We start from the raw sequence: 18,499 nt of genomic DNA on the forward strand, positions 1-18,499 counted from the left end.
AGAGTTTAGCGTTTAGAATTTCATTTTGAGGAATAGACACGAAATAAGAATTTATACTTGTTGTATCATTCTTAAAAGCAACACTCACTGCGATAACAACCTTTAAATACTATTGAAGGCCACCATAGTTAGATTCAGATATTTCTGATAGTGCTTCCTGTGCCTGATCATCTGTCAAATGGTGCACTGCTAAATCACCAAGTGAAACAATTCCTACTAACTTACCTTGCTCCACAACGGGTAGTCGACGGATTTGATGCTCTGCCATTAATTTTACAGCATCCTCGCTTGTAGCGTCTGAAGATATTGTATAAAGTTCTTTACTCATAATTGTTTCCACTTTTGAAGATGCAGGATGTTTCTCGGCTATGCACCTTGTTACAATATCCCTATCCGTAATCACGCCTACCAATTTTTCACCATCTAAAATTGGAATAGCACCAACATTTAATTCCTTCATCTTTACGGCCACTTCGAAGACGTTATCCAATAGGGTACAGTGGTCTACATCAGTTGTCATAATTTCTTTAACTTGAGTCATGGAAATCCTCCTCCAATATTTTGAAGTAATGAAAAATGTTTTTTCACCGATAGGATTTCCTATCAATTTTAGATTATTCCCTTCGTATGGATGATTACATTTAAGAACATTTTTCAATGAATTTACATTACATCTCTTATTTCATTGCAAGTTTAATCTTTTTCTACTATTATTAGAATTGAAATAATATGCCTGCATCCTTTTTTATAAAGGCAAGGCAATGGCGTTTTGCAGGAGGGACATATTCATGAAGTTTGAAAATACTGGTATCGAAAATATGAAGGCTGACCTAAATCGTCTTGATGAAGTGATGCTTGATTACGGTCTAGTGCGTGAAGGTCAATGGGACTATGAGCGCGTTACATACGATCGTAAGTTTGAATTAAAAGAAGGTGTATTTTACCTTCGCCTTCGTGGTTATGCTGTTGAAGGTGACATCGGCGCACACCGTGCTGTCATTCAATTGATGACTCCTTTATTAGGCAAACATTATTATCCACATGGCGTTGAATACGGCGATGGAGAAAAATTCCCAAGTAGCCTTGTAAGTCAATGTCAAAAAATCATTGCTGATGTTACAAAAGAAATCGAAAAATTTTCCATTTAAGTCAAAAGACGCATGAAATTCATGCGTCTTTTGCTTTTTTTTTAAGTATTTTTTTGATACACAGTTGAATATTTTGTAGCTCATATCCGGTTAAGTTCTTTACATCTTCATAAATACAACTTTGTAAATGGCTTGCTTGTTGAATCATCCCGTCCATTCTAAAAGCTTCGAGGTTCAATTTAACCCTAACTTTCGAATCTTCAATATCAACGACAAGGCTTGGAAAAAGAGAAAATCCCCCAATCCTTTCATCGCTGAATTTCTTCGCCGCTCTAAAATAATCTTGATGATTCAAATTTGATTTAATAATAATGGAAATGATATGTTTGAGTGCAAGTTCGGATTCGCTGTTCTGATGTTTTCTTAAGACCAACGCCCTCACCTCATCCTTTTCCGTTCAAAAACTTTTATTGTTTATTTTAGTAAATGCATACTATAATTTAAATGTTAACAAACTTTCAAATTATTTCATTGAATGATAGATTAGCTTTTGAAAGGAGCGGACCATTGACTCAATATGTTTCTAAACGAATAATCATGATTGCTTTGTTTGCGGTTCTTACTGCATTTGTATTTTACTTTGTTCTACCAGTTTCCGTACCTCTGTTAGCGGCCTTTTTTACAGCAGTGATTTTGGAACCACTCGTAAAATCTGTGCAATCCAGGTTTAACCTTCAGAGGAAAATCTCAGTTTTGATCGTCTTTATTTCTTTCTTGCTGCTATTTGCACTTGGTGGGTATTTTATTACTACCAAAGTTATTACCGAGGCAATAAAGTTAGTGGAAAATGGACCAATATATATTAGTGAGATATCTAGAGAATGGTATGCATTTGAGAGACGTATTTCATCAGCAACTGAATCACTCCCTAAAGAAGTTCTGGTGGAGATAAGTAACCATGTAGAAGGTTTTTTGAATAACACAAGAAACGAACTTGTAAACTATATAAACATCACTAATGTAAAAACACTATTAACTAACATTCCTAATTATTTAGTTAGTTTTCTCGTTTACTTAATAGCTTTATTTTTATTCTTGCTCGATATTCCACGCTTAAATGCAGGAGTACATAAGTATCTGAAAGAACGTACTGCTGACCAAGTCAATTTTATGGCGTCACGATTATCCTACGTAGTACTGGGATCTTTAAAAGCACAATTTTTGGTAAGTGCAATTATTTTTTTCATTTCCCTGTTTGCCCTTATTTTTATATCACCAGAAATTGCACTTGTAATGGCCTTTTTCATAGCAGTGGTTGACTTCATTCCTATTTTCGGCTCAGTTGTACTTCTAGGACCATGGTCTTTATTTCATTTTGTAACAGGCGATATTGCTTTTGGAACAAAGCTTGCTGTCCTAGCAATTGTCCTGATTATGGTCAGAAGGATTGTTGAGCCCAAAGTAATGGGAAGCCACATCGGCCTTTCCGCCTTAGCTACTCTTGTAGCAATGTACTTAGGTTTAAAGATATTTGGCTTCATAGGCTTCTTATTAGGACCACTCATCATCATTGCATACAACTCTGCGAAAGAAGCAGGAATCATCAAAATAAGTTTTAAGATTTAAAAAATGGACACCATGAATATGGTGTCCATTTTTTGCTTGTATTTAGAAAAAATCATAAAAGAAAGATTTACTTGAAGGGATCATCTTTTCAAGATGTTCAATTTCTTTCATATTCCCTGTTAATCTTCCGATTTCATACAACTCCATAGGCCGTTTGTATCCAAAAATAATTGCCGTTAAAGAATTAATATCCATGCTTATTCCTTTTTGAGGAGGATGGGCACATGCAGAACCTGGTTTATCTTTAAAAACTTTAACTCCATCTTCACTAATCATGTAGGTTCCGTTATTCCATGGGGCGTATTGATCCTCCAAGTGAATAAAAAGATTCTCGCCTGTATTGACAAATGAAAATTTATTTAAACATGACTCTACATCTACTAATCTAGCCATAAAATATGGATAAACTTCAGCTTGCAATTTAGGCGTGTGTAAACAATAAGGTAATATATCGTGGGTAGATAATAGTATCTGCACTTTTTCAACCATTGAATCGTGTTGACAAATAAAGTTCCATAGTCCTCTTCTAGCCATATGATTAAGAGCCACGAATTCTTGTACATCCATCACTTTGTCCTTAACAGTATATAGTATATAACCGTCCATTTCACCAAGCTCGTTAGAATGCACTGCTATTGACTCCTCATGATAAATACTATTCATCCACCAATCATGGTCTCTGACAAGCATTCCATTGAAGCCTAAAGAATATTTTCTGTATACTTCTTCGATCGCAGAAGAGTGGGTGTTTTTATTATATCTTTTTACCATACCAATCGAAGGAGGCAGCATTTTTAACTTATCTCGTGTAATCACGACTTTCTTGTGATCAACAAAAATCTCCCACCCATACCTTCTGTAAAAGCCAATATCAAAAGGATGAAGTAATGAAACAATTTCTCCATGGTCCTTCATATCTTTTAAAGAAGCTGAAACTAACTCTCGGACATAGCCATTTCTGCGATACTCTGGATAGGTCGCTACACCGGCTAATCCACCCATTTTCCATTCTTCTTGTCCTATGACCACTGTTAAAGGAATAATATGAAGCTTTGCTGCCAACTGGTTCTGCTCCCGTATTCCAAGTAAACGATGTTTATCTAGCATTTTTTTTCGTGACTCGATATCCTCATCAGGTATTTTATATTGAAAGGCATACATTGATAATTTCATGCTATCTACATAATCTGATTCATTTAAGCGCTTAATTTCCACATTGTTCACTCCTGCATAAGAATTTCAATCTATTTTACCTTCGATTAATCTTTCAGAATTCCTTCTTAATCCATGGAAAATAAGTTGTTAAATGATTTATGTAATGTAAAAAAGAGAGCACCGTTTCGGTCTCTCTCATTATCCACCAATGATGGCTTTTATGACTGAAGTCGTGTCTCCGCCTTTGTAGAAGACGTAAAGCAATAGATAAACAGCTACACCCGTAATCGCTGTAAAGAACCAAATGACGCTTGTGACCGGTCCAAGTTTACGGTGTTTAGCTAGTTTATTACTGAATCCTGTAAGGAGCGTAACAATCCCAAAAATGGCCCCTGTGGTTGCAAGGGTAATATGAAAAATTAAAAACACTGTATAGTAAATCTTAATAGATTCTGGGCCACCAAAGGAAGTATTTCCGATGAAAATAGTTCTGCTGGCATAAATCAGAAAGAAAATCAGTGCAAATACTGCTGCCGCGATCATTGTTCTTTTATGTGCTTCAATATTTCTTTTTCGTATTTGCGCCCAGCCTATTGCAACTGTAATGGCGCTTAAAAGGATAAAAGTAGTACTGATTGTAGGTAAAATAGGAACTGCGAAATTCATCTTGCATCCTCACTCTCTTCTGTGGTTCTAAACTAGTGATCCTATATGATTTTAGCATACGAATCAATATTATGTATAAAATAGAAGTACACAATCAAACACCGAACAAATGTCCTCTATGAAATAAGGTCAATATCTTTCATTTTCAAAAGAGGACATCTGTCTATAAAATTTGCATTATTCTATAATAGTCGGTTGAATTCGTGACTTGGCTAATTCAAGTTCAGTCTCTTCTTGTTCTTGACGATACCAACTGAAGAAAATTTGAGCCAAAATCACTCCATAGACGATCTCCTGGATAATCTTCATCACAACTCCACCGAGTCTTTGATCTTCTAGCAATGACATAGAATTGAACATTTCCGGACCACTTAATTCTAAGCCAGCGAGCATAGATGGTGGAACACATAACTTAAGCGCTTCTGCCCATGCTTGTGGGTCAGAGTAGGTTTGATACATTGGATTGTCTGCAAAAATAATTAATCCACATGCAGGCGTAAGTAGAACACCACTAGCAAAGACATAACCCACCTTTTTTAATCCATTCAGAGTTTGATACTCCTTTAAACTATTCAATAATGGCCACCACATAAAAAGGGCTAATAAGAATAATGCACCTGTATACAATGCATGTAGCCACATATCTTGTTTAACAAAATCAAAAACTAATGGGATATGGTAAATAGAAAAAATACCGTTAAAAAGAATCAAGGCAATAAGTGGTTTCGTAAAGAATCTAAAAGTCTTGTTAATGATATTATTTTTCAACATTCTTCTCCACAACCAATGCGGCACCGCTGCAATCAAAAGCGGTGGAATGACCAAATATAAAACAGCCATTTGAATCATATGGGCATAAAACATTAGATGCCCCATTAAGTCAATAGGAGATCCTTTGACTACATATATCAAAACCATTGAAACAAGAAACAATATTCCCTCTTTATTCTTCAAAGGCTCACTGTCGCTATAGCGCAATCTATATTTTACTGTAAGTAGAAAATACCCTACGGAAATCAATGTGAGGACTATAAAGAAATATGGGCTCCATAAAGCTCGGAATCCGAACATACCTAAGTCAAGCAAATAAAACACCTCTTCTATTAGAATGTTACTTTCATTATACTCTTGGTTCATGATAGAGGCAAAGAAGTGAACTATTTCCAAATAATAAAAATAACTACTAAAAATCAGATAGTGTCACCCATGTGAATCCAGCTAATTATCTGAAATTCACTTGTACAGAATATTCTTGAGCAAAAAAAGAAAATCGACTAATAGCCGATTTTCTTTTTGACTGGTCTACTGTCCAGTAATAAATTACTTTTTAATTACCACCAAATGATCGTCATGAACGCCCAAATAGTAACAAGTCCAACTACTAATCCTGAGTAAAGGAATAAAGACGGTGCTTCATGACCTTTGTGGCTCATATGCATGAAGTAGTAAAGTTGGAAAATAACTTGAACGATGGCCAAAAGAATAATGAATGGAACTGTAAACCATCCAGAAAATCCTTCAATACCAACTGCTGCAAAAGCAACGAATGTTAAGAATAGCATCAAAGAGAATGAAACAAGTTGATATCTCATTTCTTCTTTACTCTTCTTGCGGCGATATTCAATGTCGACTCTTGGGTTACCTGAATTTAGTTGATGATCTGCCATCAGTTTATCCCACCATTCCCATTAAATATACTACAGTGAAGATGAACACCCATACAACGTCAATGAAGTGCCAATATAGACTCGCTACATAGAACTTCGGTGCATTATAAAGGTTCAAGCCCCTCTTAGAGTTACGCACCATTAGAGTTGTAATCCAAAGTAAACCGAACGCAACGTGTCCACCATGGAAACCAACAAGTGTGTAGAATGCGGATCCAAATGCACTACTATGAATTGTATGATGGAATTCATGAACATAGTGATTGAACTCGTAGACTTCTAACCCAAGGAACCCCGCACCTAAAAGTACTGTAATCCCAAGCCAAAGTTGCATTTTCTTGAAATTGAAATTTTTCATATGATACATTGCATAAACGCTTGTTAATGAGCTTGTCAAAAGAAGCATAGTTGCAACGAACACTAGAGGAAGTTCAAATAAATCTTTCGCTAAATGATGCTCAGCATTTGGTACTTTATCTTTTAGAGCAAGATAAGTTGCAAATAAGCAAGCAAATAGAACCGTCTCTCCACCAAGGAAAAACCAAAAGCCCATAAACTTATTTTTTGCTTCAAGGGTCGCCTTTTCAGGCGCAGCAGGCCATGTTTCGATTGTGAATTTTTCTTCTGCGTGCATTATGCCTTGCCCCCCTTGTCATCTTCTTCTAATAATTCTTCTTTATGGATATGGAATCCATGATCATCTTTTACAGAACGTATAAACATCGAACTTAAAGTAATTCCAAGTCCAATAATCATTACAGGTAGTGCCCAAACAACTTTATCTACATGGTACATAGCGCCAAATGCTGCTACGAATAAACCAAATGAAATCATAACTGGAATGAATGATGAATTTGGCATGTGAATGTCACCAAGTGGTTCAGCAGGTGTCATTTCTTTTTTGCCTTCCATCTTTTCAATCCAATAAGCATCTAAACCACGAACTAGTGGCAATTGCTTAAAGTTGTAGAATGGTGGTGGTGATGGGATTGCCCACTCAAGTGTTCTGCCGTCACCCCAAGGATCGTTACCAACCTTCTTATTCTTCACAGATGTAATAACTACATTCACTAGAAGGATAATTGTTGCAGCTGCCATGAAGAATGCCCCAACTGTACTTATCATGTTTCCTGTTTCAAATCCTTGACCAGGAAGGAAAGTGAAAATACGACGTGGCATACCCATTAGGCCAAGGAAATGCTGGATGAAGAATGTTAAGTGGAATCCAATAAAGAATAACCAGAAAGTGATTTTCCCTAAGAATTCATTTAACATCGTTCCGAACATTTTCGGCCAATATAAATGTGTTCCTGCTAAGATAGCAAATACTACTCCACCAACGATAACGTAGTGGAAGTGAGCAACTACAAAGTAACTGTCATGGTATTGATAGTCAGCTGCAGCTACTGCAAGCATAACCCCAGTTACCCCACCTGCTACGAATGTCGGAATAAACGCAATTGCATAAAGCATTGGCGTTGTAAATGTGATACTACCGCCCCACATTGTGAATAACCAGTTAAAGATCTTGATACCTGTTGGTACGGCAATCGCCATCGTTGCAACAGCAAAGATTGCATTCGCAATAGGTCCTAAACCAGTTGTGAACATATGGTGAGCCCAAACCATGAATCCAAGGAAACCGATCAACACGATTGCGAATACCATTGATGAGTATCCGAATAGACGCTTCCTAGAGAAAATAGCAAAGATTTCAGAGAAAATACCGAAAGCTGGTAAAACAAGGATATATACTTCCGGATGTCCGAAAATCCAGAAAAGATGTTCCCAAATTACTGCATTTCCACCCATTGCTGGGTCGAAAAATTGAGTACCAAACATACGGTCAAACATCATTAATACTAATCCGACTGTAAGAGCCGGGAATGCAAACAGGATAAGTGCAGACGTTACAAATGTAGACCATGTGAATAATGGCATACGCATGTAAGTCATACCTGGTGCACGCATATTAACAATTGTTACAAGGAAGTTTATACCACCAATCAAGGTGCCTATACCTGAAATCTGCAAACCTAAAATGTAGAAGTCTACACCGTGACCAGGTGATGCCATTGCAAGTGAAGCATAAGATGTCCAACCTGCATCAGGAGCCCCATCTAGGAACCAAGATAAGTTTAAGAAAACTCCACCGAAGAAAAATAACCAAAAACCTAACGCATTCACGAAAGGAAATGCAACGTCACGAGCACCAATTTGAAGTGGCATGACTGCATTCATAAAGGCAAAAATTAACGGCATCGCTGCAAGGAATATCATAGTTGTTCCATGCATGGTTAAGATTTCATTATATAAACCTGCACTGACAAAATCATTGTTTGGTACTGCAAGCTGGATACGGATAAACATCGCTTCTAGTCCACCAACTAGAAAGAAGAACCCGCCAGCGATAAGATAAAGGATTGCAATTTTCTTATGGTCAACAGTAGTTAGGTAATCCCATACTGTTGCGCCAAATCCCTTTTTTTGAGCTAACGTACTCACAATTTAACCTCCCTTTAAACAAAATCCCCGATTATTCTTGGATTTTTAATCCCATTAAGTATTCGGTAAGTGCATCTAATTGTTCTTCAGTTAAGTCGCCATATGTACCAGCCATTGTATTACCTGGTTTGTACTTGTTAGGGTCTCTTAACCAATTTTTTAAGTCTTCTTCTGAGTGTCCAAGAACGCCTGCGATACGTGAACGATCACCGAAGTTTGTTAAGTTTGGAGCTTTACGAGCTGCTTCCGGAGTTGTATTGGCAGGAGTAACTGCGTGACATCCGATACAGCTTTGGTTGAAGATTTCTTGTCCTTGTTGAGCAAGGTCACCTTCAGCTTTTACAGCTTCTTTAACGTTTTGCATATCTTTTGTCCACTGTGCGAACTCATCTTTAGAAAGAGCCTTAACTTTAAAGTCCATTAATGCATGGGAAGGACCACAAAGCTCAGCACATTTACCATAGAATAAGTTGCCAGCTTCATTAGATTTTTCACTGTCAAATTCTAACCAGAATTTGTTGACATTATCTGTGTTTGTGTCCATCTTACCACCTACAGCAGGGATCCAGAATGAGTGCTTCACATCTGAAGACTTAAGGTTAAAGTAAACCTTTTCATCCGTAGGCACTACCAATTCCTGACTTGTGATGATTTCTTGGTTTGGATATTCAAATTCCCACCAATAAAGATTAGCACGTACGTTAACAACAAGAGCGTCTGTTTTTCCATCCTTATTTTTCTTTTCCATTTCATCTACATTAGCAAGCTTGAATGTAGCAGCAACTGTAGGAATAGCAAGAACTAGTAGCAATAGAATGGGAATCACAGTCCAGATGATTTCTAGTTTGTGGTTTCCTTCAACTTGCTTAGGAATTTTGTCATCCTTGCGTCGGAATTTAAGAACTACAAGAACGAAAATTACTGAAACAATAATAATAACTCCAACCATGATTGCTGTACTTAGCAACATCAAATCGTATTGCATTTTTGCAACTTCACCGGCAGGCTTTAACGTTGATAGAAACGGTTCGCCACATCCGGAGAGAATAAGCGTTAGTATCGCAAACAACGAGAATAAACGCCATTTCGCAAGCCTTTTCATAGCTTAATCAAACCCCTCTTCCGCAAATTATTCCTTAAATTACTTGATCAAAAACAAAATGAAAACCCTTCCCTCCGAAAATCATCAGAAAGGATTTTCAGGCAAAACTAGATTAATGTCACAATAACCATAGCTACAAACAGAATAGTCAAATATTGCAGTGAGTATACAAACATCAGTTTTGCCCATTTTATATCATCTTTGATCTTATATCCATAAATCCCTAATGCAAGCCAGCCTAGATTCAATAAAGTGGCAAGTATTAGAAATGGGATTCCTAAAGCCTTAAGAAAGAATGGCAATGGCAATAGGGCCATTACCCAAAGCACAATGTGCTTTTTAGTTGTTGCAAATCCTTTTACTACAGGTAGCATCGGTATTCCAGCTGCTCTGTATTCTTCTACACGTCTCATAGCAAGTGCATAAAAGTGTGGCGGTTGCCAAACAAACATAATCACAAATAATGCCCAGGCCATCATATCAAGATTTCCATCGATAGCCGACCATCCAATTAGTGGAGGCACTGCACCTGAAATACTTCCGACAATCGTATTTGATACAAACTGTCTTTTTGACCACATTGTGTAAAGTACAACATAGCTGAATACCCCAAGAAGACCTATTACCATTGCTGTCCAAGTTGTCAGCGCCAAAAGCAGTGTTCCTAATCCGATGAGCATTAGACCTAAAAAGAGCACATTTTTTGGAAGCACCTTGCCTGTCACAGTCGGTCTACTCTTTGTTCTTTCCATTAAATGATCGATATCCCGGTCATAGTAGTTATTAATACTACATGAACCTGCAATAATTAATGAAGATCCTATTAAAGTGTAGAACATGATATCTAAATGGTGTAGAAAACTTTGATTGGTAAAATGCAGCGCAAGCCACAGACCAGTAAAAGTAGTGATTAAATTCGAGTTTACAATCCCTATTTTAATGAGAGCAAGGAAATCCTTCCATACAGTACTGCTCGTACTGTCATTAGAAAGTCTTGCTGTTCCTTTATCTAAGACAGCTTTATCTAAAGCCTTAGAATTGGGCATTAACTCTCCTCCTTTTCCCTATAACTAGGTGCAATTAAACAGAAAGCAGGCAAAAACATCGTCATTGCGATATTACTATATCTACAATAACAAACGAATTGCCATCAAATATTTACATATATTTTGCTATTAGGATGTTTCCAACACTATCATATTGTTAATTATTATCAGAAAACAACTAACACTTTCTCTGTATATTAAATCACACTTTGGGTAACTTTTGTGAACTTTTTTTGTATATTTTTTTAACAAATTGTGTCTAAATTTGAAACGGATTAAGTCTGCGACGTTTTTTCACCATAATAACAAAACAGTTTCCTGACATTTATTCATTTCTTTATGTGGTTAAAACTGAACTGTAATAACATAATTTATTTTCCTCGTAAATTAAGAATAAATTAAGTGGTTTTTCAACTCTTTTACTGTTCTTTTTGATGAATATTCGTTATGATGATAAAGGGTTTTTTATATAAGCCCCTTAAACATTATACTGTCAAGAAAATAGTTTGACAAATGATTGGACTCTAGAATAAGAAGGTGACATCGATTGCAGCGTTCTTTGAAGTGGTTCGCAGTCGGAACCACATTAGTGATGATATTTATATTACTCGGAGGGGCACTCGTAACAAAGACTGATTCAGGTATGGGTTGCGGGAGAACATGGCCACTGTGTCACGGCGAGTTCATGCCTACTGAAATTACTCCCGAACTACTAATAGAATTAGCCCATCGGCTAGTATCAGGTGCTGGCGGATTAATGGTTTTAGTTCTATCCATTTGGACATGGAAAACGATTGGACATATTAGAGAAACTAAATTCTTATCGGTTCTATCATTCTTTTTCCTTATGTTACAGGCATTAATCGGAGCAGCAGCCGTAAAATGGGGACAGTCTGATTTTGTACTTGCCCTTCATTTTGGAATATCGCTTATATCCTTTGCTTCCGTTTTCCTTTTGACACTTCTGATTTTTGAAGTAGATAAGAAATTTGAAGCTGATAAATTGGTTATTGATAAGAGAATGAAATTCCATACTATCGCACTTTCCATATACACTTATCTTGTTATCTATACAGGTGCACTTGTACGGCACATGAACGCAAGCCTTGTATGCCCTGATTGGCCATTCTGCGTAAATTCTTCACCAGCAATGCCTGATAACATTTATGTGTGGGTTCAAATGGGACATCGAGTTGCAGCAGGAATGATCTTCATTTGGATAGCTTACATTGCGATAATGGCTTTTAAAAATTATCGCCAACAAAAAGTTATTTATTGGGGATGGATGATTGCCCTCATACTGGTCTCTTTACAAGTAATTGCAGGAGCACTCATTATTTTTACAAGACTTAATCTTATCATCGCCCTATCTCATGCATTTTTCATTACCAGTCTATTTGGATTGCTGAGCTATTTTATTTTACTCATATCTAGATCAAGTAAAAATAGTCGATAAAAAGAGAGTTTCCATTTTTGGAAACTCTCTTTTTTATCTTTTTTTTAAAAATTGCCTGTTGATTTCCGCTCCAATCAACAATGTACTTTAAAATAGCCATCTTATTAAGTTAAGCCCTCAAGTTCGTTACATTTCTCAAGTTATCTGGTTTATTATCCACGTTTGCCTTTTTATAGTTTTCTTCATAATTTACAAACATGGAAACATTCACAAGTATCCCCATAGCAATAGAAAGTTGGAGCAATGAAGAACCACCATAACTGACAAACGGAAGTGGCACACCTGTCAAAGGAATGATACCAGTAATACCTGCTAGGTTAACAAATGATTGAATCCCGATCATACTCGAAATACCTATCGCCAACAAGCTTCCAAAAGGATCTTTACATTTCAATCCTATATAGAGTCCGCGGAGTACTATGTAAGACAAACACAAAATTACAAACCCTACTCCCCAGATACCAAGTTCTTCAGCAATTACCGACATTATGAAATCCGTATGTGATTCAGGCAAATAACCAAGTTTTTGAACACTTTGCCCTAGACCAAGTCCATTGATACCACCTGACCCAATCGCAATAAAAGAATTTACAAGATGAAAACCTTTATCCTGTTCGTCCAAAAAAGGATTCTTCATCACTTCAAAACGAGCTAATCTCTTCTCGGAAAAAATCTCATCCTGTAAAGTAATTACGAGTGGTGCAGCCATTAATAATGCAATCAGAAATAGCTTAGAAAGATTCTTTAAATTCATTCCCGAAGACATGATAATGGTACCAGCAATTGCTACTACAATGATTGCCGTACCAAAGTCTGGTTGTATAGCTATCAATAAAACTACTAAAAATAAGTAGGCCAAAGGTGGAACTACACCCTTATTAAACTCATTAATGTAAGTTTGTTTTTTCGCATAAACCGCCGCTAAATAAATAATGACAAATAGTTTGGCGAATTCCGCAGGCTGAATGCGAAGCGGTCCAATTTTAAACCAACTTTGTGCATTACCCGCTACATGTCCAAAGACAAATAACGCACCAAGAACGACTAACGAGCCTAGAACCATGGGACCAAGTATCCTATTACTTTTCAGAGCCTTATATGGAAAAAGGGCGACAAAAGTAAAGATTAATCCCGAACCTATCAAAAATAATCTTTGTTTTTCATAAAAGAAATTACTTGCAACATCATATCTTGGCGAGACAGCCCAGGCCATGCTGGAACTATAAACCATGATCAAACCGAAAAGCGATAAAAGGACTATTACAAAAATTAAAGAATAATCATAAGATTTGAGTATTTTTTTGATCATTGGTCTCTTCTCCATTTTAAGATTATTTTAAGTTTCTTTTTTGTTGTAGAAGATGCCTAGAAAGCAGGAAACTTTTCTGCAGTTTTCCAGTATGAAAATCACAAACGCTGATTCTAAAATTAGATAGTGACAACATTAAATTCTCATACTCCCATGACTACAAAAAAACTCAAACAGGCCCTTTGGTCCGTTTGAGTCTTACTGCATTATCTTTTTGTGGACGCGTCATGCAGCACTGAAAGTTCACGCTCAAGTTGATCCAAAATGGCTTTCCCATCTTTTACATCAATCAACCCAAGTCTTACTGCAAAATCTATTTCCCGGGACAAACCGAACATTTGTGTATCTAGCACCTCTTCATATAGAGGACATTGAGGCATTGTCAGGTTATCCATTTGTACTTTTATTAGCTTTAATATCTTATCAGCGTCAGCCTGTAATAAGGCATAAGCTTTTTCTTGATGATTCACCATCATTTCAGACGCCAACATTGACCCCCCCGTTTCCGAGCGTTTACCTAACCTATCTATAAATTCTACCGTCAATAAAGGAAAATTGCAAGAACAATAAAGAACAACCTTCGATATGGCAATGATACTTTTCCAAAAATGACATAAGCATTAAAAGAATATATAATTTAAATTACAATGGATAATCAGGGGGACAACATGGAGAATGTATTAAGTATTCAAGGCAATGTAAAATATTCGATTACAATCGATCCTGGTGTCTGGATTTTTGACGACCGTAAGATTGATTTGGACACGTATTCTTTTAAAGAAGAAGATAAACGAGATGAAAAAGAAGAATATACAAAAGCCATTTCAAAACATTGGGACCGTGAAATCAGCGAAGGTGCCATCTATCCGCCAACAATGAAAACAGAAAGAAAGTTTGAAAAGGAGAGAGTACTTAATGGAACTTTCGGAATTCCTTTTAAACCTTTCTTGACCAATGCTTCACCACTTCCTGAGGCAAAAGAAGTCACTATCGTTAGCAGCGAAGGGGATATCACAGTTCCTTTAGACTCTGCATATGAAATGATTTTACAATTCTCACAAAACGGTAAACCACTTAAAGAAGACGGTCCTGTCCATCTTTTTTGGGGAGATGGCTCTAATAAGTTGAATCCAATTAGAAACATTAAAGCATTCTTGGTGAAATAAAGGTGCACGCCCGGGCAGTTTATTGCCCGGGATTCTTTTATAATAGGTCTGCCGCAAGTCTGGCTAGACCTGAACGTTCGCCCTTTAATAACTTAATATGACCAGAAATCATTTGATCTTTAAATTTCTCGACCACATACGTGAGTCCATTATTGTAAGCATCTAAATACGGATGGTCAATTTGTTCCGGGTCACCCATAAGTACAACCTTACTACCCTCCCCCACTCTGGTAAGAATGGTTTTCACTTCATGTTTGGTTAAATTTTGCGCTTCGTCGATAATGATATATTGATCTGGTATACTTCTTCCTCGGATATAGGTTAAAGCCTCTACTTCTATGGAGCCCATACCAGCTAAAATGGCATCCAATTCACCAGGTTTTTTCGTATTGAATAAAAACTCAAGATTATCATAAATTGGCTGCATCCACGGTCGAAGTTTTTCTTGTTTTTCTCCAGGTAAATAACCTAAATCCTTACCTAATGGTACGATTGGACGCGCGACAATCAATTTTTTATAATCCCTCAAATCCTCTGTCTGCATTAACCCGGATGCCAATGCTAACAATGTTTTCCCTGTGCCAGCCTTTCCAATCATAGTTACAAGAGGCAAATCTTTTCTAAGCAGAAGTTCAATGGCCATCGTTTGTTGGACATTTCTTGGGTGTATTCCCCAAACATGGTCGTGGTTCATGTTCAGTTTACGAACTTTTTTACCTGTACGTTCAACCATTCCTATTGCGGATGAGGAACTTCCGAGCGCGTCCTTCATGATCAAAAATTGATTCGGATAAAAAGGATGGTTGGTGATTTCTGAAAGAGACAGTTCTCCTTTTTCATAAAACTTGCCTAAGACTTCTAAAGGGACATACACTTCATGGAATCCTGTATAAATATGATCAACTTCAACAACTCTGTCACTTAGAAAGTCCTCGGCGTACAAACCAATTGCATCTGCTTTCACTCGCACTAAAGCATCTTTACTAACTAATATGACAAGTTTGCCGTTTTCTTTCGTTTCTTCCTCATCGGATAAATTCTTAGCGACAGCAAGAATCCGATTGTCATTTGTCTTTTCCACGAATATATCCTGAAGCTCATGAAAAGAGCGATGGTTCAATTCAATTCGCAAACTCCCACCATTTTCAAGAGAGATTTTTTCATGCAGCCTGCCTGTTTGCCTCAAACTATCAACGATTCTAGACACCTGTCGTGCATTTCTTCCTACTTCGTCCATATAACGCTTTTTAGAGTCGACTTCTTCTAAAACGACAGCTGGAATAACCACTTCATTATCTTCGAAAGAAAAGATCGAATAAGGGTCCTGCAACAGAACATTTGTATCCAACACATATATTTTACTCAACAAGATGCCCCCCGCCATTCTTAGACTTTAAATTATTTTCGGAACACATTGTTCCGATTGCTGGATAGGACTTTGCTAAAATATATGTGAATTCGAATAAAGATAGAAGGTATTCCGCACAATAATTGTAGTAGCTAAAGTCTTGTACTTAATTCCTAACTATTAGCTGCATAATATTGATGATTGGAGGCCTGCATCTAATGAAAGTATTCTGGATTGTGCTCTTGTTCTTATTTACTCTTAGCGGATGTAATACGAGCAATAATAATGCCACCGAATCAAAACAACAATTCATTAAGGTAAAGAATAGTGAAATTGAACATGTTGACAGGAAAACGGGTGTTCAAATATCCAAACGATTAGTTGAACTATCGACGGGCATTCCTAATGTAAACGACGCAACCGCAGTTGTGCTTGGGAAGTATGCCATTGTCGGGATCGATGTCGATAGCAATATAGAGAGATCTCAAGTGGGTTCCATAAAGTATTCTGTAGCAGAAAGTTTGAAAAAGGATCCATACGGTGCGAAGGCAGTTGTTATCGCAGATCCCGACGTTACTGCAAGGTTAAAGGAAATAAATCAAGATATAAAAAACGGACAGCCTATTCAAGGTATTATGAATGAGTTAGCGGACATATCAGGAAGGCTAATGCCTGAAATACCTGCTGACATATTAAAACCCAATCCTAAAAATGGTCTGGAAGAACCCAAGAATAAATTAAATCAAAAAGAACAGAAAAAACTAGAAAACAAACAAGAAAAGCACTCCAATTACTATAAATAACAAAAAGCTTAGTCAATTGACTAAGCTTTTTTCATTGCGTCCATCACTTGCTTATCTAAGCGGGCCGCGGCATCTTTATCATATGTCTTGTCGTATCCTGGTTCTGTAACGATTTTAGAGCCATAGAACATAACATCTCTAACTTCCTCAATACTCACTTCGACTAATGCCAATTTAAGGGGAACGCCATCCATTTTCTCTACCTTTACAGTTGCTTTCCCGCTAATGGAGTATGTTGATTCGTTTGCGATAACGTTAATGATTGCTCTATTATTGGAATTTAAATTTTGAATGATCCTTGAACGGTTATCAATCGCAAAGTAAATCGTTTGATCATCCTTGGCAAAAACCCAAGAAATCGCATTTACACTTGGTCCGCCACTTTCATGGTCAACCGTTGCGAGTAAGACGAATCTTTCTTTTTGCAGTGCATCAAATAGCGGTTTAATTAACTTTGGTTCAACTTGGTTTGGCATATGATCTTTCCTCTCTATGTAAAAGAATGATTAGCTAAACCAATCTTACTACTACTCCCATCACACTTCAACTCTTTGAAGTATTGTGAGGATAACATTCCATCCTTTTACATGATATACTATAAAAAAAGATATAAGATAGTAAAGAGGTGAAGCAAATGAGAGTAAAGTGCGTTCTTTGCGATAAAATAGAGGCGATTGAAGACGAAACATTAATTGCCAAACGTCTTCGTAATCGCCCTATCCATACATATATGTGTAAACCTTGTGAAGATAGAATTTCCGTTAAGACCCAAGAGAGAATTGATACAGGCAACTTCAAACTGTACCGCAAAAAGTCCGAAGAGGATGATTGGTGAAAAACTTCAAACCAAGTTGCTTCACAAAAAAACGCTTGTCCAATTGGACAAGCGTTTTTTTAATCCTCTTCAGGATAGTTTGCATATCTTTCTGGTGACTCATTGATTTGATCCAACATGATTTCAATCAATTCGCGCGGATATTTTGCGTTCTTCGTTTCACCAGCATGTTGGTAAGTCAGATAATACATTAATAAATCAGTCTTAACCTCGATATCCGATACCCCGTGTTCGGTAGAAAGAATTTCCTCAAACAATTCGGTTGTATCTCTTGCTGCTGTATCATCAGGTCGGCTATCTTTCACCACTTTGATTGTAAGCCAATTATAAAGTGCATCCTGCAAGGACTTCATCCTAGCAACCCCCGTTACTACTCGTCAAGCAAAGAAGCTTAAAGCTTTTGATCAGCTTCTAGCTTCTTTTGCTGATGAAGACGAATCTTATAGATGATCAATATCAAGGCTGCGACAATAAGCCCTTCAGCAACCGGTAAAAAGATGCCAAGGAATGTCATAAATGAGCAGCCAAACACTAAGAAAAGATAAATTAAGATTGATTTTGCAATTGGAAGCTTTTTAGCAAAACCAAGCTTGTATACCAGGATTGAAAGTCCGGTAATGGTCAAAAAGAGCATCCACATCCCGACCTTTGGCTGGACGTCAACCTGATAAAGGGCCGCGAAAAAAGAAAGACTTTCGTTTACCATTTTCGTCCAATCCTCCTTCGA

At 37.0% G+C, this 18,499-nt stretch carries 22 protein-coding genes; 6 read left to right on the plus strand and 16 right to left on the minus strand.

Going from position 1 to position 18,499, the window contains the following annotated elements; genetic code table 11:
* Window positions 1–109 precede the first annotated feature (109 nt).
* Window positions 110–541 (minus strand): CBS domain-containing protein, encoded by a 432-nt coding sequence (locus tag BMZ31_RS02660; RefSeq protein WP_090830175.1) that lies wholly within the window; start codon window positions 539–541, stop codon window positions 110–112.
* A 247-nt stretch (window positions 542–788) separates the two neighbouring features.
* Here BMZ31_RS02660 and BMZ31_RS02665 point away from each other — a divergent pair, with 247 nt between their 5' ends.
* The gene (locus BMZ31_RS02665; RefSeq protein ID WP_090830176.1) at window positions 789–1,148 is read left to right on the plus strand and encodes a YugN family protein; all 360 of its coding nucleotides are present in this window, start codon (window positions 789–791) and stop codon (window positions 1,146–1,148) included.
* Window positions 1,149–1,167: 19 nt separating this feature from the next.
* Here BMZ31_RS02665 and BMZ31_RS02670 read toward each other — a convergent pair whose 3' ends face one another.
* Window positions 1,168–1,521, minus strand: coding sequence for a hypothetical protein (locus BMZ31_RS02670; RefSeq protein ID WP_090830177.1), 354 nt, complete (start codon window positions 1,519–1,521; stop codon window positions 1,168–1,170).
* A 134-nt stretch (window positions 1,522–1,655) separates the two neighbouring features.
* Here BMZ31_RS02670 and ytvI point away from each other — a divergent pair, with 134 nt between their 5' ends.
* Window positions 1,656–2,714, plus strand: a complete 1,059-nt coding sequence (gene ytvI, locus BMZ31_RS02675) for a sporulation integral membrane protein YtvI (protein ID WP_090830178.1) — start codon at window positions 1,656–1,658, stop codon at window positions 2,712–2,714.
* 42 nt (window positions 2,715–2,756) lie between these two features.
* Here ytvI and BMZ31_RS02680 read toward each other — a convergent pair whose 3' ends face one another.
* The 8 genes from BMZ31_RS02680 to cyoE all read right to left on the minus strand — a co-directional run bounded on the left by BMZ31_RS02680 (window position 2,757) and on the right by cyoE (window position 10,855).
* Complete coding sequence (locus tag BMZ31_RS02680; RefSeq protein ID WP_090830179.1) at window positions 2,757–3,929, minus strand: GNAT family N-acetyltransferase; 1,173 nt, start codon at window positions 3,927–3,929, stop codon at window positions 2,757–2,759.
* A gap of 138 nt (window positions 3,930–4,067) precedes the next feature.
* Complete coding sequence (locus BMZ31_RS02685; protein ID WP_090830180.1) at window positions 4,068–4,535, minus strand: DUF420 domain-containing protein; 468 nt, start codon at window positions 4,533–4,535, stop codon at window positions 4,068–4,070.
* A gap of 177 nt (window positions 4,536–4,712) precedes the next feature.
* Window positions 4,713–5,672 carry a cytochrome c oxidase assembly factor CtaG gene (gene ctaG, locus BMZ31_RS02690; RefSeq protein WP_090830667.1) on the minus strand — a complete coding sequence of 320 codons (960 nt, stop codon included), beginning with the start codon at window positions 5,670–5,672 and terminating at the stop codon, window positions 4,713–4,715.
* A 194-nt stretch (window positions 5,673–5,866) separates the two neighbouring features.
* Window positions 5,867–6,202 carry a cytochrome c oxidase subunit IVB gene (gene ctaF, locus BMZ31_RS02695; RefSeq protein WP_090830181.1) on the minus strand — a complete coding sequence of 112 codons (336 nt, stop codon included), beginning with the start codon at window positions 6,200–6,202 and terminating at the stop codon, window positions 5,867–5,869.
* A 4-nt stretch (window positions 6,203–6,206) separates the two neighbouring features.
* Window positions 6,207–6,836 carry a cytochrome (ubi)quinol oxidase subunit III gene (locus BMZ31_RS02700; RefSeq protein ID WP_090830182.1) on the minus strand — a complete coding sequence of 210 codons (630 nt, stop codon included), beginning with the start codon at window positions 6,834–6,836 and terminating at the stop codon, window positions 6,207–6,209.
* The gene (gene ctaD, locus BMZ31_RS02705; RefSeq protein ID WP_175478012.1) at window positions 6,836–8,710 is read right to left on the minus strand and encodes a cytochrome c oxidase subunit I; all 1,875 of its coding nucleotides are present in this window, start codon (window positions 8,708–8,710) and stop codon (window positions 6,836–6,838) included. Before ctaD ends, BMZ31_RS02700 begins: the two co-directional genes overlap by 1 nt.
* Before the next feature lie 28 nt (window positions 8,711–8,738).
* Entirely contained in the window at window positions 8,739–9,809 is a 1,071-nt protein-coding gene (gene coxB, locus BMZ31_RS02710; RefSeq protein ID WP_090830184.1) for a cytochrome c oxidase subunit II, read from the minus strand.
* 107 nt (window positions 9,810–9,916) lie between these two features.
* Window positions 9,917–10,855: a heme o synthase gene (gene cyoE, locus BMZ31_RS02715; protein WP_090830185.1), complete on the minus strand. Its 939-nt coding sequence runs from the start codon at window positions 10,853–10,855 to the stop codon at window positions 9,917–9,919.
* Between the two features lie 547 nt (window positions 10,856–11,402).
* Here cyoE and BMZ31_RS02720 point away from each other — a divergent pair.
* Complete coding sequence (locus BMZ31_RS02720) at window positions 11,403–12,311, plus strand: COX15/CtaA family protein (protein WP_090830186.1); 909 nt, start codon at window positions 11,403–11,405, stop codon at window positions 12,309–12,311.
* A gap of 109 nt (window positions 12,312–12,420) precedes the next feature.
* On the opposite strand, the gene BMZ31_RS02725 is transcribed toward BMZ31_RS02720, so the two are convergent.
* Together BMZ31_RS02725 and BMZ31_RS02730 are read right to left on the minus strand one after the other, a co-directional pair.
* Window positions 12,421–13,620 carry an FtsW/RodA/SpoVE family cell cycle protein gene (locus tag BMZ31_RS02725; RefSeq protein ID WP_090830187.1) on the minus strand — a complete coding sequence of 400 codons (1,200 nt, stop codon included), beginning with the start codon at window positions 13,618–13,620 and terminating at the stop codon, window positions 12,421–12,423.
* A gap of 206 nt (window positions 13,621–13,826) precedes the next feature.
* Window positions 13,827–14,108, minus strand: a complete 282-nt coding sequence (locus BMZ31_RS02730; RefSeq protein WP_090830188.1) for an Fpa/YlaN family protein — start codon at window positions 14,106–14,108, stop codon at window positions 13,827–13,829.
* A 180-nt stretch (window positions 14,109–14,288) separates the two neighbouring features.
* Here BMZ31_RS02730 and BMZ31_RS02735 point away from each other — a divergent pair, with 180 nt between their 5' ends.
* The gene (locus BMZ31_RS02735) at window positions 14,289–14,786 is read left to right on the plus strand and encodes a molybdopterin-binding protein (RefSeq protein ID WP_090830189.1); all 498 of its coding nucleotides are present in this window, start codon (window positions 14,289–14,291) and stop codon (window positions 14,784–14,786) included.
* A 37-nt stretch (window positions 14,787–14,823) separates the two neighbouring features.
* Here the strand turns inward: BMZ31_RS02735 and BMZ31_RS02740 are convergent, their stop codons facing one another.
* Window positions 14,824–16,152, minus strand: a complete 1,329-nt coding sequence (locus tag BMZ31_RS02740) for a PhoH family protein (protein ID WP_090830190.1) — start codon at window positions 16,150–16,152, stop codon at window positions 14,824–14,826.
* Window positions 16,153–16,352: 200 nt separating this feature from the next.
* Between BMZ31_RS02740 and BMZ31_RS02745 the strand changes: the two genes are divergently transcribed.
* Window positions 16,353–16,937 (plus strand): YhcN/YlaJ family sporulation lipoprotein, encoded by a 585-nt coding sequence (locus BMZ31_RS02745; RefSeq protein ID WP_090830191.1) that lies wholly within the window; start codon window positions 16,353–16,355, stop codon window positions 16,935–16,937.
* A gap of 20 nt (window positions 16,938–16,957) precedes the next feature.
* Here BMZ31_RS02745 and BMZ31_RS02750 read toward each other — a convergent pair whose 3' ends face one another.
* Complete coding sequence (locus tag BMZ31_RS02750; RefSeq protein ID WP_090830192.1) at window positions 16,958–17,413, minus strand: pyridoxamine 5'-phosphate oxidase family protein; 456 nt, start codon at window positions 17,411–17,413, stop codon at window positions 16,958–16,960.
* A gap of 158 nt (window positions 17,414–17,571) precedes the next feature.
* Between BMZ31_RS02750 and BMZ31_RS02755 the strand changes: the two genes are divergently transcribed.
* Window positions 17,572–17,772, plus strand: coding sequence for a YlaI family protein (locus BMZ31_RS02755; RefSeq protein ID WP_090830193.1), 201 nt, complete (start codon window positions 17,572–17,574; stop codon window positions 17,770–17,772).
* 59 nt (window positions 17,773–17,831) lie between these two features.
* Here the strand turns inward: BMZ31_RS02755 and BMZ31_RS02760 are convergent, their stop codons facing one another.
* Window positions 17,832–18,125: a hypothetical protein gene (locus BMZ31_RS02760; protein ID WP_090830194.1), complete on the minus strand. Its 294-nt coding sequence runs from the start codon at window positions 18,123–18,125 to the stop codon at window positions 17,832–17,834.
* Between the two features lie 38 nt (window positions 18,126–18,163).
* Complete coding sequence (locus tag BMZ31_RS02765) at window positions 18,164–18,478, minus strand: YlaH-like family protein (RefSeq protein ID WP_090830195.1); 315 nt, start codon at window positions 18,476–18,478, stop codon at window positions 18,164–18,166.
* Window positions 18,479–18,499 lie beyond the last annotated feature (21 nt).

Source organism: Bacillus sp. cl95 (assembly GCF_900115925.1).
GTDB lineage: Bacteria > Bacillota > Bacilli > Bacillales > Cytobacillaceae > Neobacillus_A.

Excerpts from the sequence above, each read along its gene's own strand:
- BMZ31_RS02660 (WP_090830175.1), bottom strand. The coding sequence starts at position 541 with ATGACTCAAGTTAAAGAAATTATGACAACTGATGTAGACCACTGTACC.
- BMZ31_RS02665 (WP_090830176.1), top strand. The coding sequence starts at position 789 with ATGAAGTTTGAAAATACTGGTATCGAAAATATGAAGGCTGACCTAAAT.
- BMZ31_RS02685 (WP_090830180.1), bottom strand. The coding sequence starts at position 4,535 with ATGAATTTCGCAGTTCCTATTTTACCTACAATCAGTACTACTTTTATC.
- ctaG (WP_090830667.1), bottom strand. The coding sequence starts at position 5,672 with ATGAACCAAGAGTATAATGAAAGTAACATTCTAATAGAAGAGGTGTTT.
- ctaF (WP_090830181.1), bottom strand. The coding sequence starts at position 6,202 with ATGGCAGATCATCAACTAAATTCAGGTAACCCAAGAGTCGACATTGAA.
- BMZ31_RS02700 (WP_090830182.1), bottom strand. The coding sequence starts at position 6,836 with ATGCACGCAGAAGAAAAATTCACAATCGAAACATGGCCTGCTGCGCCT.
- coxB (WP_090830184.1), bottom strand. The coding sequence starts at position 9,809 with ATGAAAAGGCTTGCGAAATGGCGTTTATTCTCGTTGTTTGCGATACTA.
- cyoE (WP_090830185.1), bottom strand. The coding sequence starts at position 10,855 with ATGCCCAATTCTAAGGCTTTAGATAAAGCTGTCTTAGATAAAGGAACA.
- BMZ31_RS02725 (WP_090830187.1), bottom strand. The coding sequence starts at position 13,620 with ATGATCAAAAAAATACTCAAATCTTATGATTATTCTTTAATTTTTGTA.
- BMZ31_RS02735 (WP_090830189.1), top strand. The coding sequence starts at position 14,289 with ATGGAGAATGTATTAAGTATTCAAGGCAATGTAAAATATTCGATTACA.
- BMZ31_RS02745 (WP_090830191.1), top strand. The coding sequence starts at position 16,353 with ATGAAAGTATTCTGGATTGTGCTCTTGTTCTTATTTACTCTTAGCGGA.
- BMZ31_RS02750 (WP_090830192.1), bottom strand. The coding sequence starts at position 17,413 with ATGCCAAACCAAGTTGAACCAAAGTTAATTAAACCGCTATTTGATGCA.
- BMZ31_RS02755 (WP_090830193.1), top strand. The coding sequence starts at position 17,572 with ATGAGAGTAAAGTGCGTTCTTTGCGATAAAATAGAGGCGATTGAAGAC.
- BMZ31_RS02760 (WP_090830194.1), bottom strand. The coding sequence starts at position 18,125 with ATGAAGTCCTTGCAGGATGCACTTTATAATTGGCTTACAATCAAAGTG.
- BMZ31_RS02765 (WP_090830195.1), bottom strand. The coding sequence starts at position 18,478 with ATGGTAAACGAAAGTCTTTCTTTTTTCGCGGCCCTTTATCAGGTTGAC.